23 protein-coding genes are annotated in these 23,584 nt (G+C 47.4%); 10 read left to right on the top strand and 13 right to left on the bottom strand.

Annotated elements, in window-relative coordinates:
- Positions 1–174 precede the first annotated feature (174 nt).
- From MKY42_RS10745 to MKY42_RS10730, 4 genes are all read left to right on the top strand, one after another.
- Positions 175–1,092, top strand: coding sequence for an amidase domain-containing protein (locus MKY42_RS10745; protein WP_339850887.1), 918 nt, complete (start codon positions 175–177; stop codon positions 1,090–1,092).
- 81 nt (positions 1,093–1,173) lie between these two features.
- Entirely contained in the window at positions 1,174–2,658 is a 1,485-nt protein-coding gene (locus MKY42_RS10740; RefSeq protein ID WP_177185666.1) for an oligosaccharide flippase family protein, read from the top strand.
- Positions 2,659–2,858: 200 nt separating this feature from the next.
- A complete protein-coding gene (locus MKY42_RS10735) occupies positions 2,859–4,199 on the top strand; it encodes a multi antimicrobial extrusion protein MatE (RefSeq protein WP_090895587.1) in 1,341 nt (446 codons plus the stop codon).
- Positions 4,200–4,236: 37 nt separating this feature from the next.
- A complete protein-coding gene (locus tag MKY42_RS10730; RefSeq protein ID WP_090895585.1) occupies positions 4,237–5,406 on the top strand; it encodes an MFS transporter in 1,170 nt (389 codons plus the stop codon).
- A 145-nt stretch (positions 5,407–5,551) separates the two neighbouring features.
- Here MKY42_RS10730 and MKY42_RS10725 read toward each other — a convergent pair whose 3' ends face one another.
- The gene (locus tag MKY42_RS10725) at positions 5,552–5,749 is read right to left on the bottom strand and encodes a cold shock domain-containing protein (RefSeq protein ID WP_017689394.1); all 198 of its coding nucleotides are present in this window, start codon (positions 5,747–5,749) and stop codon (positions 5,552–5,554) included.
- 163 nt (positions 5,750–5,912) lie between these two features.
- On the opposite strand from MKY42_RS10725, the gene MKY42_RS10720 reads away from it, so the two are divergent.
- The 5 genes from MKY42_RS10720 to MKY42_RS10700 all read left to right on the top strand — a co-directional run bounded on the left by MKY42_RS10720 (position 5,913) and on the right by MKY42_RS10700 (position 10,005).
- On the top strand, positions 5,913–6,146 hold the full coding sequence (locus MKY42_RS10720; RefSeq protein ID WP_024629225.1) for a hypothetical protein: 234 nt from the start codon (positions 5,913–5,915) through the stop codon (positions 6,144–6,146).
- Between the two features lie 3 nt (positions 6,147–6,149).
- Positions 6,150–6,335, top strand: a complete 186-nt coding sequence (locus MKY42_RS10715; protein ID WP_024629224.1) for a hypothetical protein — start codon at positions 6,150–6,152, stop codon at positions 6,333–6,335.
- A gap of 200 nt (positions 6,336–6,535) precedes the next feature.
- Positions 6,536–8,326 (top strand): oligoendopeptidase F, encoded by a 1,791-nt coding sequence (gene pepF, locus MKY42_RS10710; protein ID WP_339850881.1) that lies wholly within the window; start codon positions 6,536–6,538, stop codon positions 8,324–8,326.
- Positions 8,327–8,457: 131 nt separating this feature from the next.
- Positions 8,458–8,847 (top strand): lipopolysaccharide assembly protein LapA domain-containing protein, encoded by a 390-nt coding sequence (locus tag MKY42_RS10705; RefSeq protein ID WP_339850878.1) that lies wholly within the window; start codon positions 8,458–8,460, stop codon positions 8,845–8,847.
- Positions 8,848–8,964: 117 nt separating this feature from the next.
- Positions 8,965–10,005, top strand: coding sequence for a M42 family metallopeptidase (locus MKY42_RS10700; RefSeq protein WP_179265246.1), 1,041 nt, complete (start codon positions 8,965–8,967; stop codon positions 10,003–10,005).
- A gap of 187 nt (positions 10,006–10,192) precedes the next feature.
- Here MKY42_RS10700 and MKY42_RS10695 read toward each other — a convergent pair whose 3' ends face one another.
- From MKY42_RS10695 to MKY42_RS10655, 9 genes are all read right to left on the bottom strand, one after another.
- On the bottom strand, positions 10,193–11,131 hold the full coding sequence (locus MKY42_RS10695) for a hypothetical protein (protein ID WP_339850874.1): 939 nt from the start codon (positions 11,129–11,131) through the stop codon (positions 10,193–10,195).
- A gap of 167 nt (positions 11,132–11,298) precedes the next feature.
- Positions 11,299–13,233, bottom strand: a complete 1,935-nt coding sequence (locus MKY42_RS10690; RefSeq protein WP_339850871.1) for an ABC-F family ATP-binding cassette domain-containing protein — start codon at positions 13,231–13,233, stop codon at positions 11,299–11,301.
- Positions 13,234–13,307: 74 nt separating this feature from the next.
- Positions 13,308–13,886, bottom strand: a complete 579-nt coding sequence (locus MKY42_RS10685; protein WP_090895569.1) for a TetR/AcrR family transcriptional regulator — start codon at positions 13,884–13,886, stop codon at positions 13,308–13,310.
- A gap of 13 nt (positions 13,887–13,899) precedes the next feature.
- A complete protein-coding gene (locus MKY42_RS10680) occupies positions 13,900–14,709 on the bottom strand; it encodes a DUF92 domain-containing protein (protein WP_090895567.1) in 810 nt (269 codons plus the stop codon).
- 235 nt (positions 14,710–14,944) lie between these two features.
- Complete coding sequence (locus tag MKY42_RS10675; protein ID WP_339850868.1) at positions 14,945–15,718, bottom strand: ABC transporter permease; 774 nt, start codon at positions 15,716–15,718, stop codon at positions 14,945–14,947.
- Positions 15,719–15,734: 16 nt separating this feature from the next.
- Complete coding sequence (locus tag MKY42_RS10670; RefSeq protein WP_113052792.1) at positions 15,735–16,511, bottom strand: ABC transporter ATP-binding protein; 777 nt, start codon at positions 16,509–16,511, stop codon at positions 15,735–15,737.
- A 27-nt stretch (positions 16,512–16,538) separates the two neighbouring features.
- Positions 16,539–17,567: an ABC transporter substrate-binding protein gene (locus MKY42_RS10665; protein ID WP_339850862.1), complete on the bottom strand. Its 1,029-nt coding sequence runs from the start codon at positions 17,565–17,567 to the stop codon at positions 16,539–16,541.
- 48 nt (positions 17,568–17,615) lie between these two features.
- On the bottom strand, positions 17,616–19,055 hold the full coding sequence (locus MKY42_RS10660; RefSeq protein ID WP_339850859.1) for an aryl-sulfate sulfotransferase: 1,440 nt from the start codon (positions 19,053–19,055) through the stop codon (positions 17,616–17,618).
- A gap of 46 nt (positions 19,056–19,101) precedes the next feature.
- Positions 19,102–19,659, bottom strand: a complete 558-nt coding sequence (locus tag MKY42_RS10655) for a MarR family transcriptional regulator (RefSeq protein ID WP_090895556.1) — start codon at positions 19,657–19,659, stop codon at positions 19,102–19,104.
- A 360-nt stretch (positions 19,660–20,019) separates the two neighbouring features.
- Here MKY42_RS10655 and MKY42_RS10650 point away from each other — a divergent pair, with 360 nt between their 5' ends.
- Positions 20,020–20,427: a hypothetical protein gene (locus tag MKY42_RS10650; protein WP_339850856.1), complete on the top strand. Its 408-nt coding sequence runs from the start codon at positions 20,020–20,022 to the stop codon at positions 20,425–20,427.
- 116 nt (positions 20,428–20,543) lie between these two features.
- Here the strand turns inward: MKY42_RS10650 and MKY42_RS10645 are convergent, their stop codons facing one another.
- The 3 genes from MKY42_RS10645 to MKY42_RS10635 all read right to left on the bottom strand — a co-directional run bounded on the left by MKY42_RS10645 (position 20,544) and on the right by MKY42_RS10635 (position 23,482).
- On the bottom strand, positions 20,544–21,179 hold the full coding sequence (locus MKY42_RS10645; protein WP_339850854.1) for a fumarylacetoacetate hydrolase family protein: 636 nt from the start codon (positions 21,177–21,179) through the stop codon (positions 20,544–20,546).
- Positions 21,180–21,283: 104 nt separating this feature from the next.
- Positions 21,284–22,036: a glycerophosphodiester phosphodiesterase family protein gene (locus tag MKY42_RS10640; RefSeq protein ID WP_179265253.1), complete on the bottom strand. Its 753-nt coding sequence runs from the start codon at positions 22,034–22,036 to the stop codon at positions 21,284–21,286.
- Between the two features lie 27 nt (positions 22,037–22,063).
- On the bottom strand, positions 22,064–23,482 hold the full coding sequence (locus tag MKY42_RS10635; protein WP_339850852.1) for a CapA family protein: 1,419 nt from the start codon (positions 23,480–23,482) through the stop codon (positions 22,064–22,066).
- Positions 23,483–23,584 lie beyond the last annotated feature (102 nt).

The raw sequence follows: 23,584 nt of genomic DNA, 5'->3' as shown, positions 1-23,584 counted from the left end.
AAGTGGATAACTATGCTCCTGATATGCAGTTTGTTTGTAACTATACATCAAGTGAGCCCAGCAGAAGCATCTTCCATAACAGAATACGAGGTCAAGAAAAATCTGGAAGACCTTTTTTCAGAAAGATCAAATTACTTAGCAGAACGCAATCATCACATGGAACAGTATTATGATATGAAATCTCCTTTGAGCCGTCAGGCTTACACATTGGAAGTCAAACGCAAAACGTATCTTCATACATGGGCCAAATATCGAAACATGAAGATTACCGACTGTAAGTCGAAAATCCATATCTCCAAAATCCATATCAAGGATCAGACAGCCACCGTTTCTTTGGGTCATTCGCAGCAGATCACATACGCCTATAATGATCAAATGTCAGCCAGTCATTCGTTCGGGCTCGGAACATGGCATGCTGTCACGCTGAAAAAAGTCCATGATCAATGGATCGTCTCGAAGGAATGGTACCTGGACCCGCTGGAAGAGAATCCTCGTCTGATTGCCGAAGGAATTCCCTCTCCGCCGCCCGATCGACCGGTGCTGAAGGATGGCAAGAAGTACAAAAGAAAGCAAGCGGTAGCTTATGCAAACAAATATGCCGGAATCGCTTGGAGAACCAATGACAAGGTCAGGTATAATGCCAAATACAAAAATTACAATAATCTCGGGGGCGACTGTACCAATTTTGCTTCCCAGGCGCTTGGCGACCGGGAGGAAGGCGGCGGATTGCCCATGAGCGGTCCGTGGAGATATCATTTCCCCAAGGGCGGCACCAAAACGTGGGTACAGACGGACGCATTCAAAAATTTCCTGATATATTCCGGGTATGGCAAAAGAATCGCCACGGACTCGTTCACGAAACTGGTCGAAAAAACGGCTGCTCACCCTTATGGGGCGATAGGCAAATTGGAGGCTGGCGATCTGATCGCCCATGTCATGCATAATGATGTGGATCACTTTTCCATCGTGACCGGATTCGATCAACGCGGCTACCCTCTTGTCAATTCTCACACAGCTGACCGCTTTCAGGCTCCGTTTGATCTGGGTTGGGACAACAAAACGTCGTATATTCTCATCCATATTCAGGACTGATTACGCCACAACACACATACTTGACACCCTTGGCTCATATAAATGATGGACAAGATGTTTGTGTTGGATGGAGTGAAATGGATGAATATCCCTCCCGGTCTCAAGCAGACGGGTATCCGCATCGGTGCTGTCTCTCTGGTCAAAGCGATGGGTCTGACTGGACGTGTCATACTTACCCGTATGGCGGGCCCTGAAGGTATAGGTTTATTTCAGATCGCCTATTCCTATTTCGGTTTTATGCTTATGTTAATTACGGGAGGGCTCCCTACCTCCCTTGCCATGTATACAGCTAGGAGACCAGCGCTTGGCTGGGTCTGGTTCAAGCGCTTATCTACCTTGCTGATGCTCATTGGCGGAACGATCTGTTTATTTACACTCGCCTACTCTTCAACCATTTCCAAGTGGCTGGGCAACCCTGTTCTGGAGCCATTTATACGCTCTCTGTCCCTGGCCATATTCGTCGTGCCTCTGTTAAGCCTGCTGCGAGGCTATTTGCAAGGTCTTGAACATTATGGTGCAATTGCTATCTCAGAGATAATGGAACAAGCGGTTCGTGTCGGGCTGATGTTAGGCATTACCTGGCTGTGGCTGCCTCAAGGTGTAATGGCGGCGGTCGGAAGAAGTTTGATTGGAACGGCGATGGGCGGAATTGCAGCTTTTGTGATCCTGCTTCTTTTTTTGCGTCATGCCGGGCAACAGAATGAAATACATACTTGTGTCCCCACAGGGAGGGCTGACGGCTTTTGGTTTATCAAAAGCTCCCTGGTTATTTCCCTCACACGGCTGCTGATTCCATTTTCCGATATGCTGGATGCGGTCATTATCCCGTCAAGACTGCAAACGGCAGGTTACACCTCCACACAAGCGACTGCAATGTACGGCCTGCTTATGGGTATGGCCATGCTAGTTGTTTATATGCCAACCATTGTAACTGCGGCCATATCACATACTCTGACCATGAAGCTTGTTCTCTCCTGGCAGGAACAGGCTTATGATTATTTTGCAAAGAAAAGCAGGAAAACCATGGAGATGGTGTGGATTTTGGGAATCGCCTCCAGCTCCTTTTTATGGATTTTCAACCGCGACCTGGCACAGCTCTTTTTCAATTCTGCAGCAACCGCAGAGCTGATTCGCTGGTTAAGCATCATACCGCTGCTTGTCGGCCTGCGTGAGGTATCCACCAGTATATTGTGGTCACAGGATAACAAAAAAATCAGTTTGATCGGAACGGCAATCGGCATTACTGCGGCTACCCTCTGCCATTACTTCCTGATCCCTCTTGATGGATTTCATCTTAAAGGTGCAGTGGCGGGTGTAGTGCTGATGGAATTCATCATCATGTCTGGAAATCTGATTGGATTGAGAAGCTTGCTTAAAGAGATTCGCATCGGCAATCTGACTGTTCATGTCCTGATGGTCGGGGCGATCTCGGCATTTGTGATTTGGGTGAGCGAGTGGAGCAGCCTGACCGTGAACTGGGGAAGCTATGCCATTCTTCCAAACATTTTGCTGTTTTTCTTCTTGAATGGCATTTATCTGATGATCCATTATCGCTTGAGAAGTTGACATTTAATTGTCGATTATCACAATGCCATCTATTTACATCAACTCCCTACAAGAATATAATGTCTTTAATCTTTCAAAAGTATCGGAACCTTTTTGACCCGCTGGCATTCAATTGCTGGCGGGCATCTGTTTTATGTAAGCATTATGTGATACTCACTTTATTTCATCCATTTATTTCATCCATCAAAGGAGTCGTTGACATGACGTCAAGTGAACCACTTTCGTGGAGACGGTTATTTGCATTTTTTGTGCCGCTGGGTATATCCGCCTCTCTCGTTACCATTTCGCACGTAATCATTAACAGCACACTCGCACGTTCCGCTCATCCCGAGACGGTCATTGCCAGCTACGCCATCGCCGGTAGCCTGCTGACCCTCACCGAGCGCCCTTCAACCCTGCTGCGTCAAACCTGTTCAGCGCTGGTTCGGGACCGCCTTTCCTTTCAGGCCCTCACGTTTGTGACCAAAATATTTCTCGCTTGTGTGCTTCTGATCGGATTTCTCATCGTATATTCTCCCATTGGTACAGGTGTATTCAAATATCTGTTTGGCGTAAGCCCGGATCTGTTATCCAAAGTAATTGACGTCTACGAGATTCTTATGTATGTCAGCATCTTTTCGGTCATCCGCAATATCTATCAGGGCATCATTATTACGAATAACCGTACGAAATGGCTGACGATCGGCATGTTATTCCGCCTTGCCGGCATGTATGGCCTTTCCTTGTATTTCATATATACAGACAGCATTGACAGCGGACGTGTAGGCGCTATCATTTTTGCCGCGGGTATGATGATTGAGGCTTTGGTCAGTTTTCTCGAAGGCAACAGCATCAAGCGCAAGATGCCAGCCAAGCTGGAAGATCATCCTGTTGAAAACAAGGCAGACGTCTTTCGCTTTTACAAGCCGCTGTTATTATCCAGTTTCGTGGCCCTCTTTATCGGACCCGTCATTAATATCGTACTTGGCAAAACGACCGGGATTGCTCTGGCCATCTCTTCCTTTGCCGTTGCGAGCAGCCTGATGCAGCTGATGCTAAGCTTCTTTACATACATCCACCAAATCGTACTGAATTTCTATCTTGTTGATGCCAAACTGGTGAAGAAGTTCGCACTGGTCACCGGATTTGTTCCTTTTGCCATGACTGTATCGATTGCCTACACCCCGCTTGGACCGTGGGTATTGGAAAATGTCATGAGCGTTCAGGGTAATCTGCTGCAGCAAAGTTTGTGGACGCTGCGTGCGTTTGTACTGTTTCCGCTGATTTCACCTTTTCTCGACTTCAGCAATGGTTTGATTCTGCTGCGCGGACAGACCAAAACGATGTTTCGCTCCCAGACAGCCAATGCCATATGTACGGTGATCGTCCTGCTCATACTGGTCAGCATATTCCCTGCGTGGAACGGCATGATCGGCGCAGTAGCTCAATCCCTTGGCCTGCTTGCCGAGCTTGTCATTGTCTGGCTTGTCATCCGGCGTACACAGAAGGAACCTACCATGTCTGTACCCTCATCCGGGAAATCAACTTCCCTCAAGGGATAATAAATTTGAACTGTAATTAAGAATGGAGCCTTTCATCATGAAATCAAGTCATACCGCCCGGCCAGATCAAAACTGGCTGCGGGCACTCATGTTCACCATCTTCGGTTCCACCGTTCTGGTGGTATCGTATTTCCAGCTTTATTTCAGTCATCTGGGGTTCAGTCGGGCCGAAATCGGTTATCTGTACGGAATCGGTCCTCTCGTCTCTGTATTCTCCAATATGTTCTGGAGTATGGCGAGTGACCGCTACAAAACGGTACGCAAAGTGATGATCATCCTGCTTGCCGGGCAACTGATCACCGGTGTCATGCTTGCCAATGCCACAACCTTTGGTCAGGTGTTTGTACTGGTCACCCTGTTTTACTTTTTCTACTACCCGGTTTATCCACTTTCGGATACGATGGCGATTACAACCGCGAGCAAGTATGGACGAAATTTCACTTCTATTCGTGTATTTGGCTCGATCGGATATGCGTTCTTTGCGTTAAGTATCGGATATTTTCTCGGATCTTTCGGACCGGGATGGACGATGTGGGTATGTATCGCGCTGGCCGCGACTACACTCCTGATCGGTTTTCGATTAAAAGATCAGCCTTCGGGCAGCAGCACTAAAATGGATCTTTCGGGACTGTGGTCCATCTTGAAACGAAGGGATGTTCTCACCTTTTTCGGCTGCGTTTTCCTGCTCGCTCTGGGTCACCGGATGAATGAAGCTTTTCTTACGATTACGCTGAAAGATCTAGGTGCCAGTGAAGGGCTGATCGGCTGGTCCCTGTTGATCTCTTCGGTCAGTGAGATTCCGGTGTTTCTGCTGTTAAGCAGATATGGAAATCGCTACAAAGAACTTCCTTTGCTCACGCTCGCTGCGCTGATGTATACGATTCGCTTATTTCTGATGTCCATCTCGGATACACCCGCAGCGGTCGTTGCCATTCAGACGATGCACAGCGTAACCTTTGGCATCTTCTACGTGACTGCGGTCCGTTATATCACCCGCCTTGTTCCGGATGGCTATCGCGCCACTGGTATGGCCCTGTTCACCATTGTGTGGTCCAGCGCTTCCGGTCTGCTCAGCGGAACACTGGGAGGATTGCTGCTCGAGCATACCAACAGAAGCACCTTTTATCTCACTGCAATGGCATTCTCCCTGGCCGCACTTGTAGGATTTTGCATGAAGCTTTGGTCAAGCATGACGAGCCGCGCATAAGCGTCCAAAAAGGATTTCCCATATGGAACTCCACTTATCAAATATATCAAAAAAAGCACAGCCTCCCATGGGGGACTGTGCTTGGGTTCTTATATTCAGCTAGAAGCCAATCATTTATAAGAAATCCGTATGACCGGAAATATTCTTACAATTTGTTTACGTTAGCTGCTTGAGGACCACGGTTTCCATCAGTGATTTCGAATTCTACCGCTTGACCTTCTTCCAATGTTTTAAAGCCGTCGCCTTGGATTGCGGAGAAATGTACGAATACGTCCTCGCCGCCTTCAACTGAAATAAAGCCATAGCCTTTTTCTGCGTTAAACCATTTAACTGTACCTTTCAAATGAACAACCTCCTAAAAATATCGCCATCTATGGCGAATACCCTTATTATACTGTATGACCTTCTACATTGCAATTTATCTTTTCCATAAAAGTCGAAAAAATTTGCTTTGAATCCAAGGGTACGGTATCATTTTACCAAAACCGTTAGTTTGGAGACTACCTATGATAAAAAAACATGAAATATACAAAACAGACAAGTGGAATATGATGACCGTAGAAGTTCAAGGCAAATATCTGGTGCTTCGTGAAATCTCGGAAGAATGGGGCGAAGAATGCCATACCTTCCTCAGCCGTCCTGCGTTGATGCACTGGGCTGAACGCCGCTTCCCAAAAGAAGATTTCGAGAACCGCGAGGACGAATGGCGTCAACTGATGGCTGCCTTCAAAGGGGTCTAGCCTATGCAGCTTGACTCAAGCAATGTCGTCATCTTTATTATTCTTGCTTTTTCCCTAGGAATCGTGCTGATTCTGGGACGCAATTCCATCCCGGATCGTCTAAGACGGGGCATGGCACTGATAGCCACCCTTCTGATTTGCTTCGCATTTTTCCTGATCGTTTACTTTTTGGTCAATATGGGAGCCTAGTTTTTTCAAATATTTCAATGCCCCTCAGGTCATACTATACGGGATTATTCGTATAGTGAGGAGGAAGGCCGTTGAAATACCGCAAATCGCTGTTCATTTTGCTGGTACTTAGTCTGATTCCTTCGTCTCTCTCCGCACAAGCGAGTGGGACGAAGGCAGCTTCGTCTATATATTCATCACTTCATCAAAGGAGGATTCCCATGAGTCAACTATTGAAACGTTCCGAGGTACCTACTGAACAAACATGGAAACTGGAAGATCTATTTGCTGATCAGAAAGCTTGGGATCAGGAATATGAAGAAGTATCGTCTTTGACCAAGAAAGCCTCCGAATTCCAGGGCAAACTGAACAAACCTGAGACACTCAAAAGCTGTTTTGAACTCGAAGATGAGATCAGTCTCAAAACCGAACGTCTCTTTGTGTATGCACGGATGCATCAAGATGAAGACACAGCTAACCCTACATATCAAAACCTGTCCCAAAAAGCACAAAAGTTAAGCGTGCAGGTTGGTGAAGCATTATCTTATGTCACACCCGAAATCTTGTCCCTTCCGGATGATCAGTTGGATGCCCTCATCTCCAACGAGAAACTCTCTGCCTATAAGTTCACATTGGAAGAGATGAAACGTGAAAAGGCTCATGTACTGAGCCAAGCCGAGGAAGCATTGCTCGCACAGGTGGGCAACCTGTCTCAGGCACCACAGACCATCTTTAGCATGTTGAACAACGCCGATCTCAAGTTCCCAAAAATCAAGGATGAACATGGAAACGAAGTGGAACTGACGCACGGCAGCTATATTCAGTTCTTGGAAAATCCGAATCGGGAAGTTCGCGAACGCGCCTTCAAAGCGGTGTATGAAACCTATGCCAAGCAAAAGAACACCATTGCTGCAGCTTTGAACGCCAACGTAACCAAAAACATGTTTTATGCCGATGTACGTAAATATCCTTCCGTCATGGAAATGTCCCTTTACGGCGACAACATTCCGAAGGATGTCTATACCAATCTTATAGATACAATTCATGAGAGCCTTCCGCTATTACACCGTTACATGGATCTGCGCAAAAAATTGCTTGGCGTAGATAAGTTGCATATGTATGATCTTTTCGCCCCACTGGTGGATGAATACAAAATGGACATTACCTACGAAGAAGCAAAACAAACGGTTAAAGATGGACTGAAGCCCCTTGGTAAAGATTATGCAGACGCATTGCAGGCTGGCTACGATGATCGCTGGATTGATGTATACGAAAATGAGAATAAACGTTCAGGTGCATACAGCTGGGGAGCCTACGGCACCCACCCTTACGTCTTGTTGAATCACAAAGATAACCTGAATAGCATGTTTACACTGGCACATGAAATGGGTCATGCACTGCATTCCCACTATTCGGACACTTCACTTCCGTATCGTGATGCACAGTACACCATTTTCCTGGCTGAAGTTGCATCTACAACGAATGAAGCCTTGCTGATGGATTATCTGCTCCATAAATCAACAGATCCGAAGGAAAAGCTGTACTTACTGACGTATTATGCGGATCAGTTCCGTACCACCGTATTCCGTCAAACTATGTTTGCAGAATTCGAAAAAATGATTCACGAGCATGCTGAACAGGGTGAAGCTCTCACACCTCAGCTGCTTTCGGAAATTTATTATGACCTTAATGTCAAATACCACGGAAACAGTATGGTTGTGGACAAAGATATTGAAATGGAATGGGCGCGTATTCCCCACTTCTATAACAGCTTCTACGTGTACAAATATGCGACCGGCTTCTCAGCAGCGACCAGTTTCTCCAAGCAAATTCTGGAAGAAGGTCAACCTGCTGTGGACCGTTACCTTGGATTCCTCAAGAGCGGTGGCAGCGACTATTCCATCAACATCCTGAAAAAAGCAGGAGTGGATATGTCAACGCCAGAGCCGATTCGCGAAGCGATGAGTGTGTTCAAGGAACTGATTGAGCAAATGGAACAACTAACGAAATAAGGTTGCTTCTCGTCCATGTGACCTGTCCCTTGCCCGTTCGGGCAAGGGATTTTATAATCAACCAAGATGCAGGATGCATGAATTAGGGTAATTGCTTACATAATCCTGAAATTCAACAAGGAGGCACCACCATGAAAATGCAATGGGCACTCATCGCAGGTCTCGTTTTTGCATTACTTACCGGAATTTTTGCGGTCATTAATGTGGATTCCGTACAAGTCAACCTGCTATTTAACACGGTTCAAATCCCGCTGATTCTGCTCATTCTTGGCTGTACCCTAATCGGTGGAATCATTGTAGGGTCTTATGGCATCTTCCGCCAATATCGACTGCAACGAGAAAACAAGCAATTGAAGCTGCGTGTATCCGAATTGGAAAGCTCCGCAGCAAGTACCTCATCCTCTTCTCTGGATTCGTTTAAATCCATGGATACACTCGGAACGATCGATTCGGACAACGCTTCTGTAGAGTCCGATGCCATTCAGAGTCAACGAAAAGGAAATCCTTCGGGTACGCTGTAACACATCAGAGGCAGCCTGCTGGCTATCAAGAATGGGATTGTACATTCTGCCAGACAGGCTGTATTCTGTTTTAAGAACAACTTTCTGCACATTTATTAACGAGGAGGAAATTTTCATATGAGTTTTACCATTGACGAATCCTATGTCCTGTCTTTTCTGAAAAAGTTACTCGACACTCCCAGCCCTAGTGGCTATACGCACGATATTATTGAGATGATCCGTAAGGAAGCCGACTCATTACATGTTGCTTTTGAATTGAATAACAAAGGCGGAGCTGTGCTCACATTGCCCGGGCAGGACTCTTCCAGAACGATCGGACTGAGCGCCCATGTGGATACATTGGGAGCCATGGTGCGTTCCATCACTTCCTACGGCACACTGAAGCTCACCTCTGTCGGTGGATTCACCATGAACAGTATCGAGAATGAGTATTGCACCATCCATACACGTGATGGAAAGACCTATACAGGCACCATCCTCTCTCTGCACCCTTCTGTACACGTCTATCCAGATGCACGTACGTTTGAGCGAAGCGAGAGCCATATGGAAGTGCGTATTGATGAAGTGGTTGCTTCCAAGGAAGATGTTCTGGCATTGGGTATCTCTGTCGGCGACTTTATTTCCTTCGATGCCCGTGCGGTCATTACGCCCAGCGGATATATCAAATCGCGTCACCTTGATGATAAAGCCAGCGTAGCTGCCTTGTTCGGTATCCTGGAATCTGCACATCGGGAAAACTGGAAACCACTACATAACGTTTCGCTGCTCATCTCGAATTACGAAGAAGTTGGACACGGCGCATCTTATATTCCTGCGGAAATCAGCGAATTGATTGCTGTAGACATGGGCGCAATGGGCGATGATCTTAGCTGCAAGGAGACCGATGTATCCATCTGTGCCAAGGATTCCTCCGGACCCTATGACTACGATATGACCACTCGACTGATCGAGCTGGCCAAACAAGCAGGCCTGGATTATGTCGTTGATATTTATCCACAATACGGCTCCGATGGCAGCGCAGCATTACGTGGAGGAAATAACATTCGCGCTGCATTAATTGGTCCGGGCGTTCATGCTTCCCACTCCATGGAACGTACGCATAAAGACGCTGTCCTGAATACTGCGAGACTGCTCGCCGCATATATTACGACCAAGTAAATTGTGAACATGGACATGAAAAAGTAGAATGATAATACAGCATTGAATAAATGATCAAAGTCGCGATCTCGATCTTGTCGGGCATGCCGACTTCGATATCTATGATTCACTTTTATCATGTAAAAAAGGACACTTCAACTTCGCCGTTTAGAGGCAAGCCGGAAGTGTCCTTCTTCTTGGAAATGTCTCAGTCCACTCGTTCAATATGTTCACAATACCTTCGTTCCAGAAGGTCCAGCTTCATCTTGTGATCCTGGATCTCATCCTTCAGCACACGCAACGTGCTTCGCACTGCACTCAGTCCATCCTTCACCTGAGTTTCAGCTTTGCGAATTTTGTCTTGTACCATCCAATCCACAAAGAGATTATCGAAGAAATAGTCTGCGAATGAAAGCAGGCCTCCAAGGTGTAATTCCGTGTTTACAGCCATCTTCACATCCTCCAGTTCCTTCTGGAATCGGCGAAGATGTCTTCCGGCATCCATAATGGCAACCTGTGCATCATCCATTCTGCTGCGCTTAATATGGGTCGAGATCACACCCCCACCCATCATGTCGTATACTCCCCAATTTCCTGCAGAGGACAACGCCTTTTCAGCACGTTCGAGTGCAACGAGCAGATACTGCCCTTCTCGATCCGCCTCATTCAGCTCTTGAAGCTCTCCCGAGAGATGTTCCCGATCCTCAGCCATCTGCTGCAATTCTGCATCTTTCTCCAGCAAATCGTTTTCCTTCTTGCCCAGCAACACCTTGTAATCACTTTGCCAGAATTGATATTGCCGCTGTCCGTCCAGTTGCTGTTGAGCTTGCGAGCGCCGCTTCTGGATATCCGTTAACATCTGGCATGCTGTATCGTACTCTGCCTTGCTTTCCATCAACTCCAATTCTTCTTTCTCCAGTCGATCCTCTTTTTTGCCGATTAGATGATAAAAAAATGCCGATAACGTCATACTGTTGAGTCGATCTACATCGTTTTGTTCCTTCTGCAGGTGCTGCAGACGCTGCTGTACTTTCGTTTTCCATTCCGCTTCCTCCTGATTCAGCTTCTCCAGCCGATCATTCCATTTCTCGTACATTCTTCCCTTTTCCTTGATCACTGCCAATTGTTCATTCAGTTCTCTGTACATGGATGTGGAGTTCTCCCCCTTCTATGGGATTCTTTATTTAATAAACGGTTTGAATATGGTTAACGTTTCATATAAATTCATTTACATCAATGCAAAAAAATCGCCCTCCCCCAAAAGGCGACTGCAAAGTCACTTTTTGAAGAAAGAACGATTCATTGAAATATACTTTAAGACTTGCTGTTTTCAATCTGTTCCGCAAGTTCATTCAGAACGGTCCAGCGTTCCATCAGTTCATCCAGATGACTTTCCGCTTCCGTCTGCTCTGCCATTAACTCCTGCAGACGGGCTGAATCGCTGAACGATTCTTCCATCTCTTTATTAATGCGGGCGAGATTGGCTTCAGCTTTCTCAATATTTTCATCAATTTGGTCATATTCACGCTGTTCCTTGAAGCTGAACTTCAGCTTAGGTTTAGCCGCTGAGGCAGCAGGTTTATTATCCTCCGTTGCCGGTTTCACTTTAGCTGCTGTTCCCGCCCCGCTATCCTGAGAAGATCCAGAGGCATTTTTCAGCATCCATTCTGCATATTCACTATAGTCCCCAACATGCACACGCACAGCACCGCCACCTTCAAAAGACAGTACTTTATCCACCGTCCGATCAAGGAAGTACCGGTCATGGGATACGACAAATACAACACCCGGGAAATCATCCAGGTAATCTTCGAGTACTGCAAGTGTCTGAATGTCCAGGTCATTCGTCGGCTCATCCAGCAGCAGGACATTCGGTGCAGCCATCAGCACACGCAGCAGGTATAGACGTCGCTTTTCTCCGCCGGACAGACGGGAGATGGGTGTCCACTGTGACGCAGGGGTGAAGAGGAAACGTTCCAGCATCTGAGCAGCGGTAATGAGAGATCCATCAGCCGTTTTTATATTCTCGGCCACTTCCTTGATGTACTCAATAACCCGCAGAGATTCATTCATCTCCTGATGCTCCTGAGTGAAGTAGCCCAGATTAACTGTCGGGCCCACAACAACCTCCCCGGCATCGGGCTCCAACTTGCCAGAAATCATTTGCAGCAAGGTTGATTTACCACTACCGTTCGGGCCGACAATACCTACCCGGTCACCTGGTACCGCAATGTAACTGAGGTCGTCAATCAATTTGCGGCCATCCGCCGATTTGGACAAATGCTCAATCTCCAGTATTTTTTTACCCAGACGTGTGGAGCCCACGGATACCTCTAGTGAGCCTGAGCGATTGGGACCCTGTTGATCCTTCAACTGTTCAAATCGATCAATTCTGGCTTTTTGTTTCGTGGTCCGTGCTTTTGCACCGCGACGAATCCAGGCGAGCTCCGTACGCAGCAGATTTTGCCGTTTTTGTTCGGATGCGGATTCACGCTCTTCACGCTCAGCCTTCAGTTCCAGGAAGCGGGTATAGTTGGCTTCATACCGGAATAAACGGCCATGGTCCAGCTCCAGCATCACATTTGCTACTCGATCCAGGAAATACCGATCATGCGTGATCATGAGCAGGGCACCGCGCCGTTTTTGTAAATACTGTTCCAGCCAAACTACGGAATCATTATCAATATGGTTCGTAGGCTCATCCAGAATGAGCAATTCGCAGGGGTGAATCAGTGCAGAGGCAAGCGCTACCCGTTTGCGTTGTCCACCAGACAATGTGCCCATCAGCGCATCGAATTGACGAATGCCCAGTTTGGACAGAATGCTCTTCGCTTCACTTTCCATCTGCCAGACTTGAAGCTGCTCCATCTGCTGGTTCAAGCGCAGCAAACGCTCTTGCAGCGCCGGATCGGAAGGATTAAGCTCCAGCAGCTCCATCGTTTCTGTATACTCACGTACTGTTTTCATCTCCGGGCTGTCGCCCTCGAATACTTGTTGCAAGACTGTATTATCCGGGTTAAACTGCGGATTCTGTGCCAGGAACTGTATACGCACGTCATTACCAATCGAGATCTGTCCCTCATCCGCTGGCTCCATACCTGCAATGACACGCAAAAACGTGGACTTTCCGGTTCCATTGACGCCAACGACACCAATTTTGTCCTGATCACCCATGCCGAATGAGGCGTCTTTAAACAATATTTTCTCACCATAGCTTTTCGCAACTTGCTCAACCGTCATTATGTTCATTGCTCGTAACCTACTTCTCTGTAAAATGTATTCAATATGAGGCTGCACATAAGATGCAACTACGCTCACTCACGCTATACTTGCAAAAAGGAACGACATCCGTCCAGAAACAGAGCTGCTGCAAAGGCAATTCGTTTGTTCAGATGTTCCTCGTTAAACTCCGGATTCAGCATAATATCCATTTTAAGCCGATCGAGAATCCCGATATAAGCTTCTGCGAGAAGCACCGGCTCAGGTACGCCAGCATTCTCTAACACCTCACGCACCATGCTCATATATTCATTCATAAATGCCTTCATGAACTTCATCAGATCCGGATCATTATTCGGTGCCATAAAAAACAGCTTAGTATGATTGCGACGCTCATAATAATACGTGAGGTGAGTCTTGGCGATCGCACCGAGCTTATCCCCCGTACTCTGATGTGAGTTCAACGCATGATCCAGGCGACTGATAAAACTGTCGCAATCCCGCTTGGATACGGCAACAAATAATTGTTCCTTATTTTTAAAATATAAATAAATGGTGCCTTTGGCGATGCCCGCTTCGTCCGCAATATCGGACATTTTCGTCTCATAAAATCCTTTTAAACCGAAAATACCATAAGCTGCATCCAAAATAGCCTCCGATTTGTCTCCTTGCACAGTGCTCAAATGCACTCCCTCCCTACGACGCCAAAATGATACCCAAACCGATCGCCAAACATCCGCCGATCACCGAACTGAGCACGTTCACCAGATCATTACTCATCCAAGACCAGCCACGCGCTCGAACGGTTTTGTGTCCACAATGTTCACTTACCTCGACCTCACGGCCGCACACAGTACAACGATACATATACTGAACCGTCGCGCCCAGATAAGAATCGGCAAAAGCTCCTGCCAATCCGCCTACAAGGCCGACACACGTCCAGCTGAGCAGATTCAAACTTCCGATCCCGGCAATCCAGGAAAAAAAGAATGCTCCTGCCCCGATTAAAGCTCCACCGATGGCGGCAGCCAGTGTCCCTAGTAATGAAACACCTCCAGAGGTACCTGGTGTCAGCACTTTCCACGTCACGACTGAGCGTGGCGGCTTGCGGCTGAGACTTCCCCACTCGGTTGCCCATGTATCTGAAGTAACAGTAGCCATGACACCGATAAAAGCATACATCCATGCCGGGTGTGGGAGAACCCAGTTCCCCAGCACAAGAAACATGCCGATTCCACCGTTAGCCAAGACCTGTCCCGCATCACGATTGCCCGTCTTCGCATACGATTTCTCAAGCTCCTGCTTGCGATCCTTGCGAAATTTGGAGAACAGCGTTGAGGTAATGAAAAACAACAGCAGTGTTCCAAACCAGAACAGGTTGCCCGCTCCGTAATATATCGTCCCCATGATCATAGCCGCCAGGCAGCCGGACAGGGTTAGCGACTTCTTCGCGTAGGCAGCACCCGCCACAATTAAAGCGCATACGGCGCCAATAATCCAGTCCATAAGTTCTCCTGCATGTGGCAGTATCTATGGCCCACATGACGTTTTATATTTTTGAAATTCAATTATACCACGGTTTGATCCCAATGCCGAAACTCCCTGGCCCCGCATACCAAAAACCTGATTCGGCAGCTTTGAAAGCTACCAAATCAGGTCTAATGATACTGCAATAAAATGATATGCGTGATCCTGCTTCTGATTGACAAAGGGTTCAGATTACCTTACCTCAACTACCAGTTCAGACCCGCTTCGTTCCACCAATGACACCATAACGGTAGAGCACGCTGCGACCAAACCAATTGAACAACCGATCGGTGAGAAAACCCATAAAGCCCAGAGAAATCAGGCCGACAAAGATCCAATCTGTGCGAAAGAATAATCGGGAATTCCAGATCAGATAACCCACGCCTTCATTTGCAGCAATCATCTCTGCTCCGATAATAGCCATATAGGAAGTGCCCATTGCCAGCCGCACCCCCGTGAAAATATACGGAGTCGTCGCCGGAACAACGACATGCAGCAAAATCTGCCATTCGTTTGCTCCCATGCTGCGGGCAGACCGGATCTTGTCTTCTTCAATGGAGAGTACACCTGTCAGCGTGTTTAACACCACAATGAAGAACGTTGCATACATGATGAGTGCAATCTTCGATTGCTCCCCGATCCCGAACCAGACCAGGAATAGGGTAATGAATGCAATCGGCGGAATAAAGCGGATAAAATTAAGGAATGGTTCGACAAACAGCCGGATCATATGAACCTTGCCAATGATAAGCCCTACCGGGATCGCTATCACACTGCCAAGCACCCAACCCGCAAGCACACGTGTAAAACTAATTCCGATATACCGCATCAGTGTACCGTCAGCAAGCAGTTCACGGGCACCGAGAATGGTATCCCACGGACCGGGAATCACTTCAGGACCATAGAGCATGGCCCCTAGCTGCCAAATCAGAATTACCGTCACCCATAATAAAGGGATAGATACCCACTTTTTCTCCAACCATCTCATATTACTATCACCTCAATTATTCTTCAAAATGGCTTTGAATCTGGTCATATAGGGTGTTGAACTCGGATGAGGCAATATTCCTTGGATAAGACAGAGCATTGTCGTATATATCCGTTATCTTGGATGAAGGCCCTACGGACATAATGCCTATCCGCTGACCCAGCAAGAGCGCCTCCTGGATATCATGAGTGACAAAAATAACGGTTTTGTGCGTTTCCTGCCAAATATTGACCAGCTCTTTCTGCATCGTACGCCGTGTCATTGCATCCAGCGCTCCAAAAGGTTCATCCATCAACAGAATGGCCGAATCGTTGGCTAACACCCGGGCCAATTGCACCCGCTGCTTCATGCCACCTGACAGTTCCTTGGGAAATTTGGCTTCATGACTACCCAGTCCAACAAGCTCGATGTATCGGTCTGATATCGTACGCCGCTGAGACTTGGGCACCTTGGCCATCCGAAGTCCAAACTCCACATTCTCCCTGACGGTAAGCCATGGAAAGAGAGAAGAATCCGCCTGCTGGAATACCATGGCCCGATCCTTGCCCGGCCTATCGATCTCCTTATTGTCCACCTTGAGCTGACCGCCCGACTTGGAGATAAAGCCTGCAATCATATTTAGAAGCGTGGACTTGCCACATCCGCTAGGACCTAGCAGGACAAAGAATTCCCCACCCTTGATGACCAGATCGACATCCTTGATAATATAATGTACATCCCCATGGGTGGGGGCATTGTATGTTTTTCGAAGCTGCTCGATACGAATCGTATGCTGATCTGCAGGTAAGGACATGAGAACACCTCCAACGCAATTTGCGAGTTATTTACTATAAGTCACTTTATCTGGCAGTGCCTGCTTCAGGAGCTCCAGGTTCAGTTTGCTATCGAGATCAAAATTCTGTTCGATGATCCCGTTATCCACCATATACTGCTTCTGCCCTGCCAGACTGTCATAAGCTGCCTGGGTAAATCCAACTTCCCATGGATTGATTGGCAGATCCTTCAAGGTGGCCTCCTTAGGCTGCTTGGTTTCCTTATACATCAGGTCTGCAACCTCTTCAGGATGTGCCTGAGCATATACGGAGGCTTCATTCAGAGCTCCGAGAAAACCACTCACTGTTTCAGGATTCGCCTGGATGAACTCATTGCTTGCTACAAGCCCCATTCCAAGGCGCACAGGGGTTTGGGACATATCCGTGAGCTGATGCACGCCTTCAAGCGCATCAAACTTATCAGTCAAGGCGGAACCAATGACCCAGGTTGCATCTAAATCGCCCTGCTTTAGCGCAATGTACGCTTCGTCAAATGCTCCCTGACCCACCTGGGTTACATCATTTAGCCCCAATCCCACGTCCTTCAAATATTCATCCCACAGGTAAGGAATAAATGTACCGCGGATGAAACTTACTTTTTTACCCTTCAGATCTGCACCACTCTGTATATCGTTCTTGGCATACAACTTCCACGCGGCTGCCGCTTCATTCGTAGCCTGACCTGCCGAAGCAATGACGGAGTAATCCCCTTTGGCCAAAGCGTTCAATACAGGAAAGTCAGCTCCATATGCAATATCCACCTGCTTGATAAACAGTGCATTTACACCTTCCGCTGGCGAACCAAACGTAATGCTCTCTGCATCAATACCGTGGCTTGCAAAGAAACCTTTGGCAATGGCTACCCTGAACGTTGGATTTGTACTTGTATCTGCGATTCGAATTTTCACTTTTTTGGCCTCTGTGCCGGAGGCGCCTTTTGCTTCGGATACCGATTCGTTTGCAGAACATCCCGATAATATCAATAACATGGATAAGAGCATTAATAACGCACCGGTTAAGGTGGATGGTTTTCTCACAATATGCACCCCATTCGCTCTAATCATTGTTCGTCGCTCTGCGCCACCTTACTTGCCTTCATCTGACGTTGCCACACAGGCTGCACCTTCAACAAACGGCAGTGTTACCTCAACACTAACAACGGATGAAGAACCTTTGGACGCTGCTCCCGCCACTCTGTAGGCGGATACATCAATAGCTTCAATGGCAACCTCCTGCGGCTTCTCCAGCTGTGGTACCCAGTGATAAGGCACACGATACGAACGATAGACCATATTGGTGTTCCGTCCATCCTTATAAGGGGATATATATTCCCAAACCAGCTTATACTCGGATGTAACTTCGAACAGTCTGCCATTGGAACCCTCGGTAATTAGTGTGTTTCCATTAGGCAGGCGCTGTGCGGAGCTGATATACGGACTATAAAATTTATAGGAATCCGTCGGAACGGAAAATCCCGCTTCTGCCGATGTATATTGCCAAACAATCTCCAGGGTCACCGGATTAATCTCCAGCACGCGTGAATGATCGCGAACAGCGTGTTTCAAGCCGTATGGAGAAGCCGGATTGGGCAGGCCATAACCGGCCCAGCCGCCATTGTCGAACACCAGCAGATTCCCTTCTCCGGGTAAACCTTTAGGAATGATATGTGCATGATGCTGTCCAATAATAGTGCCGATATGCTTCACTTCAGGCAAAGAGTAATCCGGACCTAATCTCCATACGATCTTTCCACTCTGTCTGTCGGTAATTGCGATAATATTTGCTTCTCTAGCATCCCAGATAATATTGTCGGGATGGAACCGCTCGTCTCCATTTTCATAGAAATGGTTTGGACCCACATAAGAAGCTGAATTAATATGTAGCCAATCACCCACACCACCACCGAGATGTCCGAATGAGCGTGTGTTCGGGTCGCGGTACAGTACATTACGGGCGGCCTCATCGAATCCAAGCTCCTCAAAGTGCTCGTTCGGCAGCCATTCCCATAGTACATTCCCTTCCCAATCGACTTCTATAATCGCATCATCAAGCAAAGGTTTATCCGAAATGGACGGGTTGTTCACATTTTTATGCGCAAGAATCAGTGTCTTCCCACTCTGGGTCTTGGGTGCGAGCCCAGGGGCGTAATAGCCGACCGGATTGCCTTCGCGCTGGAAATCATGGTGCTGACGAGCGTACCATAGCGGTTCATATCCCGGATCTTCAATGTGTTCGTAGCTGTTGTATTTCCATACAATATTGCCTTCCCAATCCACCTGAACCAAATCGACGTTGTCCTGGATACCGAACTTCGGATCTCTTCGCCCCGTGCTGCCCAATACGAAGCCACCGGGGAAGATTTTGGCAGGAAAGCCCAGCAGCCCTTTCCAAAGGTGAACCTCCTTACCATTCATATCAATCAGTACAACCCCTTCCTCACCTGCCTGATAGACGGTATAACCGCTCCAAGCCTTATCAGGGTTATATACGGTTGCCCCGGTCGGATAAATTGTTGAATGCCCCATTGATCATCTCTCCCTTGGATTGTTTGTTTTCACATCGGATCAAACGTTAATAACTGAGATAGTTGCTCTTTCCGGTATTCTCCCTCTGCTTCTGCTCAGGGTCACTTTCGGTGGATGGATCGTGTTCCTGCCTCCCGTTGCTCTCTGCCAATTCCAGCAGCGTATCCGAGAACCCCTCCAGATTCGCTATCACCCGCTCATAAAATTGGCTCTGCTGCTCCAGTTCCTCCGTCGTAAATCCCTCAAACAGAAGCGTGATACATCGGGCACCGATATTGCTGTTCCGTGCAAACATCTCCCGTCCACTTGCAGTAATGTCCAGCAGAACCGTCCGGCGGTCATCTTCTTTGCGCCTGCGGATCGTAAGTCCCTTTTTCTCCAACTTGTCTGTTAAAGCTGTTATGGCACCTGAGGTGAAGTCCAATTGTTCAGCCAAATCCCCCAACCGTTGTTCCCCTTCACGAATGATTTTGTGCAGGATGAGCATGCCAGGTAAACTGACCCCCTCTACCGATATACGATCTCGTTCTTTCACGAATCGTCTGACCATTTTACGAAACAACCAATCTGTCTTCTCCAACACTTCCCAGTCGTTATTGTTCATTTCATCCTCCCTGTCTAACTGAAAACGGCAGCAAATACGAAAAAAGGCTCCCGCGGACATTCCATAGTGGAGTAGTCCCGGGAGCCTTTGGTGGTCCAATCAGCTCGCATCCGTTCAATTTATTTCAATGTTCATTTAATTAGTGTTAAAATAATTGAGTTTATCATATAACCCACTAACCCAACCTGTCAAGTGTGAATTTAAATTTGTTTTTTTCTTATCTCGATGTCTCTCGTATCTAGATTACTTATCCGGTTTTAAGTTTCACTTCAGCTTTCCCGGTTACACTATCCTCAGAGCGTTACATCAAACCAGCTACGATGGAGTTCGTACTTAACCATAGAAATGAGGATGACCCACATGAATATGAAGCGCGTAATCATTGTTGGAACCATGATTGTCACCATGTCTTTTGCGGGAACAGCCTGGGGCAGATCAGCGATATCCCCGATACCTTTGACGAAATGGTCTATCGTTAACATCGATACCAAAGACGAGAGCGAAGATGAGTTGCTGAGTGCTCTGAATCAACCGTCGGAAGATGACTTGGTTCAGAATTTGTACGCGGGTAAATCGCTGAAGATGATTGCAGATGAAAATGATGGTGATTTCAACGAGGTTGTCGCATTGCAAATCAGGCAGCTCAAGGAGCAATTAGATCAACGACTCGCAAATGGAAGTATTAGCGCGGAGCAGCACGCAGTGCAAAGCAGTGAATTGGAAGAGTTGGTCACGGAGAGTGCCAATACAGCCTACAGCTTCGCGTAAATGAAAAGCCTCCGCTTGCTACGACAGAAAATGAGGGCACGCCAAAAAGGAGCGTCGAAACGCCCCTTTATCTGTTTCATATTTACTCTAAGTAAGCAGATTGATGATCTATGAAACTACTGAACCGCTGCTGCAATCGTGCATTTACCCAAAGATTCGCCGCCCCAGGTCAGTTCAAGCACATCTCCTGCTGCCGTTGGTCCAACCCCTTCTGGTGTACCTGTAAAGATGACATCTCCAGGTCCCAGGCCGTAATGATGACCTACATAATCCACAATGTCCTGGAGATTGAAGATCATGTTACCAATATTGCCCCGTTGGACCTCGGCACCGTTCTTGGTGAGTGTAAAGTCTTTCTCAAGAAGAGCCTGCGCCCCCGGAAAGGACTGGAATGCAGTAATCGGAGCGGAGTTCTTGAACCCTTTGGCCGCTGTCCACGGATGGCCCTTTTTCTTAATGACCGTCTGTACGTCACGTAATGTAAAATCAATGCCAAACGCATACGCGTCAACCAGCTCATCCACAGCCATACCCGGCTCATAATCCCGCCCGATTTGGATGACTAGCTCAGCCTCATAATGGACTTCGCCCTTTGTCGCAGGCAATTGCAGCGTTTCACCATTCAAGGGGACAACCGCATGGGAAGGCTTCATAAAGATCATCGGTTCATCCGGAACCGCGTTACCCAATTCTTCTGCATGAAGTTTATAATTACGTCCTACACAGTATACATTGCGAATGTTTGTCAGCATGGATTTACGACCACCTTTATCGGATTCATTAGCGTGTATGGAGCATGTTTATCTTTTTATTATATAAGTACATATCATATTTGCGCTATTCAAAAAATTGGAGCTTACGGCCTGAAAAATCGGCTGCTCGTTTCCTGAAAAGCCTGCTCCCATACATCAGGCCGGTTTGTGCATAACATCAGCTCCGGATCAATCGCCGCAAGCCGCTTCATGATGATTTTGTCATCCACTGTCCAGGCCATGACCTGAATACCTTCATTTCGCATTTCACGCATCAGTGATTTGTCCACATTGGTGTAACCGATGGAAAGAAAACTGCAATTCATCTGCCGCAGCACTGCGGCCAGATCCCCTGGACGTGCATCAATAATCAACCCCGTTTTGAACTCCGGGGCCCGTTTCTTCACTTCAACCAGAGCCGCAGGCTCAAACGAAGTGATCACCACATCATGCTGCATATGTCTCTTCCTCACCTCATGAATAACCGCTGCCGGCAGACCGGGATACATATTGCCTTGCGTTTTCAGCTCGATATTCAATCGTACTTTGCCACAGGTCCGGTCCAGCACTTCGCTAAGCGCAGGAACGCGCTCCCCTTTATAGGCTTTTCCTTTCCATGATCCCGCATCCAGCTGCTGTATATCTGCCCAGTCCTTTTCTCGAACAAACCCTTTTCCATTCGTAGTCCGATCAAAAGTAAAATCATGAATAACCACCGGCACACCATCACGTGATAACTGTACATCCAGCTCCATCCACTGAACTTCCGGCTGTTCCATGGCAAGCAGAAATGCAGCCATCGTATTTTCTGGTGCAATGGACGAAAATCCACGGTGCGCTACACAAAGGTTGTTCATTTCATCCCCTCCTAAATAAATTGAATCTTAATTTACCGATGCGATTCCGTTCGCATCAAAACGAACACCTGGCGAGAGCTGTGTCATCTGCTCCAATAGCAGTTTGTTAGCTTGATCCACCATCGGAATGGCCTGGCCCAACCCTGCCTCATAAGGAATAACCTTCATGCTGCATTTGGCATCCTTACTACAGCTCGCCTGAAAAACCGCTGTTTTCCACGTTTCCTCTGTCGTTGATTTCGAGAAAATAAAGTTGCCTGTACTATATGCAATCCATTTGCCTTTGTAGTACTCCACCCCTTGCAAGATATGGGGATGCCCGCCTATGACCAGATCGGCTCCGGCATCTACAAATTCATGTGCTAATCGAGTCTGATCATTATTTGGTGTGCTGACCCGTTCCTCTCCCCAGTGTGCAACAACAATAACCAAATCAGCCTTTTGACGGGCTTCCTGAATGGCTTTTACCGCCCCAGTAGAATCGTAGGTCTCGGCAACACCTGCCCGATTCCCTTCCGCTTTCCAGCTTGTTTCAGGTACAACCCGGCTGAAGCCAAGCAGTGCAATCTTCATGCCCTTGCGCTCCAGATATGCAGGTGCATAAGCCTCATCCCTGTTCATCCCCGCCCCTGTGTGCGCAATACCATATTGCTCAAGATAAGTTAATGTGTCGACCAAGCCTTCTATACCTTGATCCAGAATATGATTGTTGGCCAGATTCACGGCATCAAATCCTGCTGAAGCCATCGCTTCGAGCGCCTTTGGCGAAGATTTGTATACATAGGTTTTGTCTGCTGCACCAGTTCCACCAAGGGTTACGGGAGTTTCAAGGTTTCCAATGGTCAGATCATCTTCCTTGAACAAGTTGCCGAGCTTTGCAAAGGGATAGTCATAACCATTCTTCTCCAACAATTCAGCCACTTTGCCTGAAAACTGAATATCACCCACAAAGTTAATGGTTACATCCTTCGCCGAATGAGAAGGCTGTGTCGTCCCAGTTCCTGCACCTTCGCTGCCCTTTGAACCGGAAGAACCCGAAGAAGCGGGAGTATCCGTCGATTTTTTCGTTCCGGTATCTGTCTTTCCATTTGCCTTGGAGTCTGTAGCATCAGGCTTGCTCTCACCAGACTTACCGCCGGAATTTTCAGTGACCTGTTCATCAGAATCCTCCGATTCTTCATCCGGAGTATGACCTTTCTCCGAATCCGGTTCAGTTGAACTTACCTGATCACCGCCCTGTGGGCCCTCTTCATTGGCAGGTTCCTGCTTCACAGCCGTTTCTGTCACCACCGGGTCTATTTGCTGCTCCTGCATGCCTACTGCGTAATAGATGCCGACGAGTCCAATTGCCGCAATTAATACCAGATTAATGATCCAAATCCGGCGTTTGCGGGCACGTTTCACTTTTTTCTTTTGTACACTTCGTTTTGATCTTGGGGGATACATAGGCAGCTCCTCTTCTTCACAGCAATCCTTATCATATTATATCAGGCATATTCTGGATTTCCATCATTCCTTGGAACTGCAAGTATTGAAAGAGTTCACATC

This window comes from Paenibacillus sp. FSL W7-1088 (genome assembly GCF_037969855.1).
Lineage (GTDB): Bacteria > Bacillota > Bacilli > Paenibacillales > Paenibacillaceae > Paenibacillus.
Note: the sequence above shows the minus strand (reverse complement) of the source record. Positions and strands in the feature narration are given on the sequence as shown.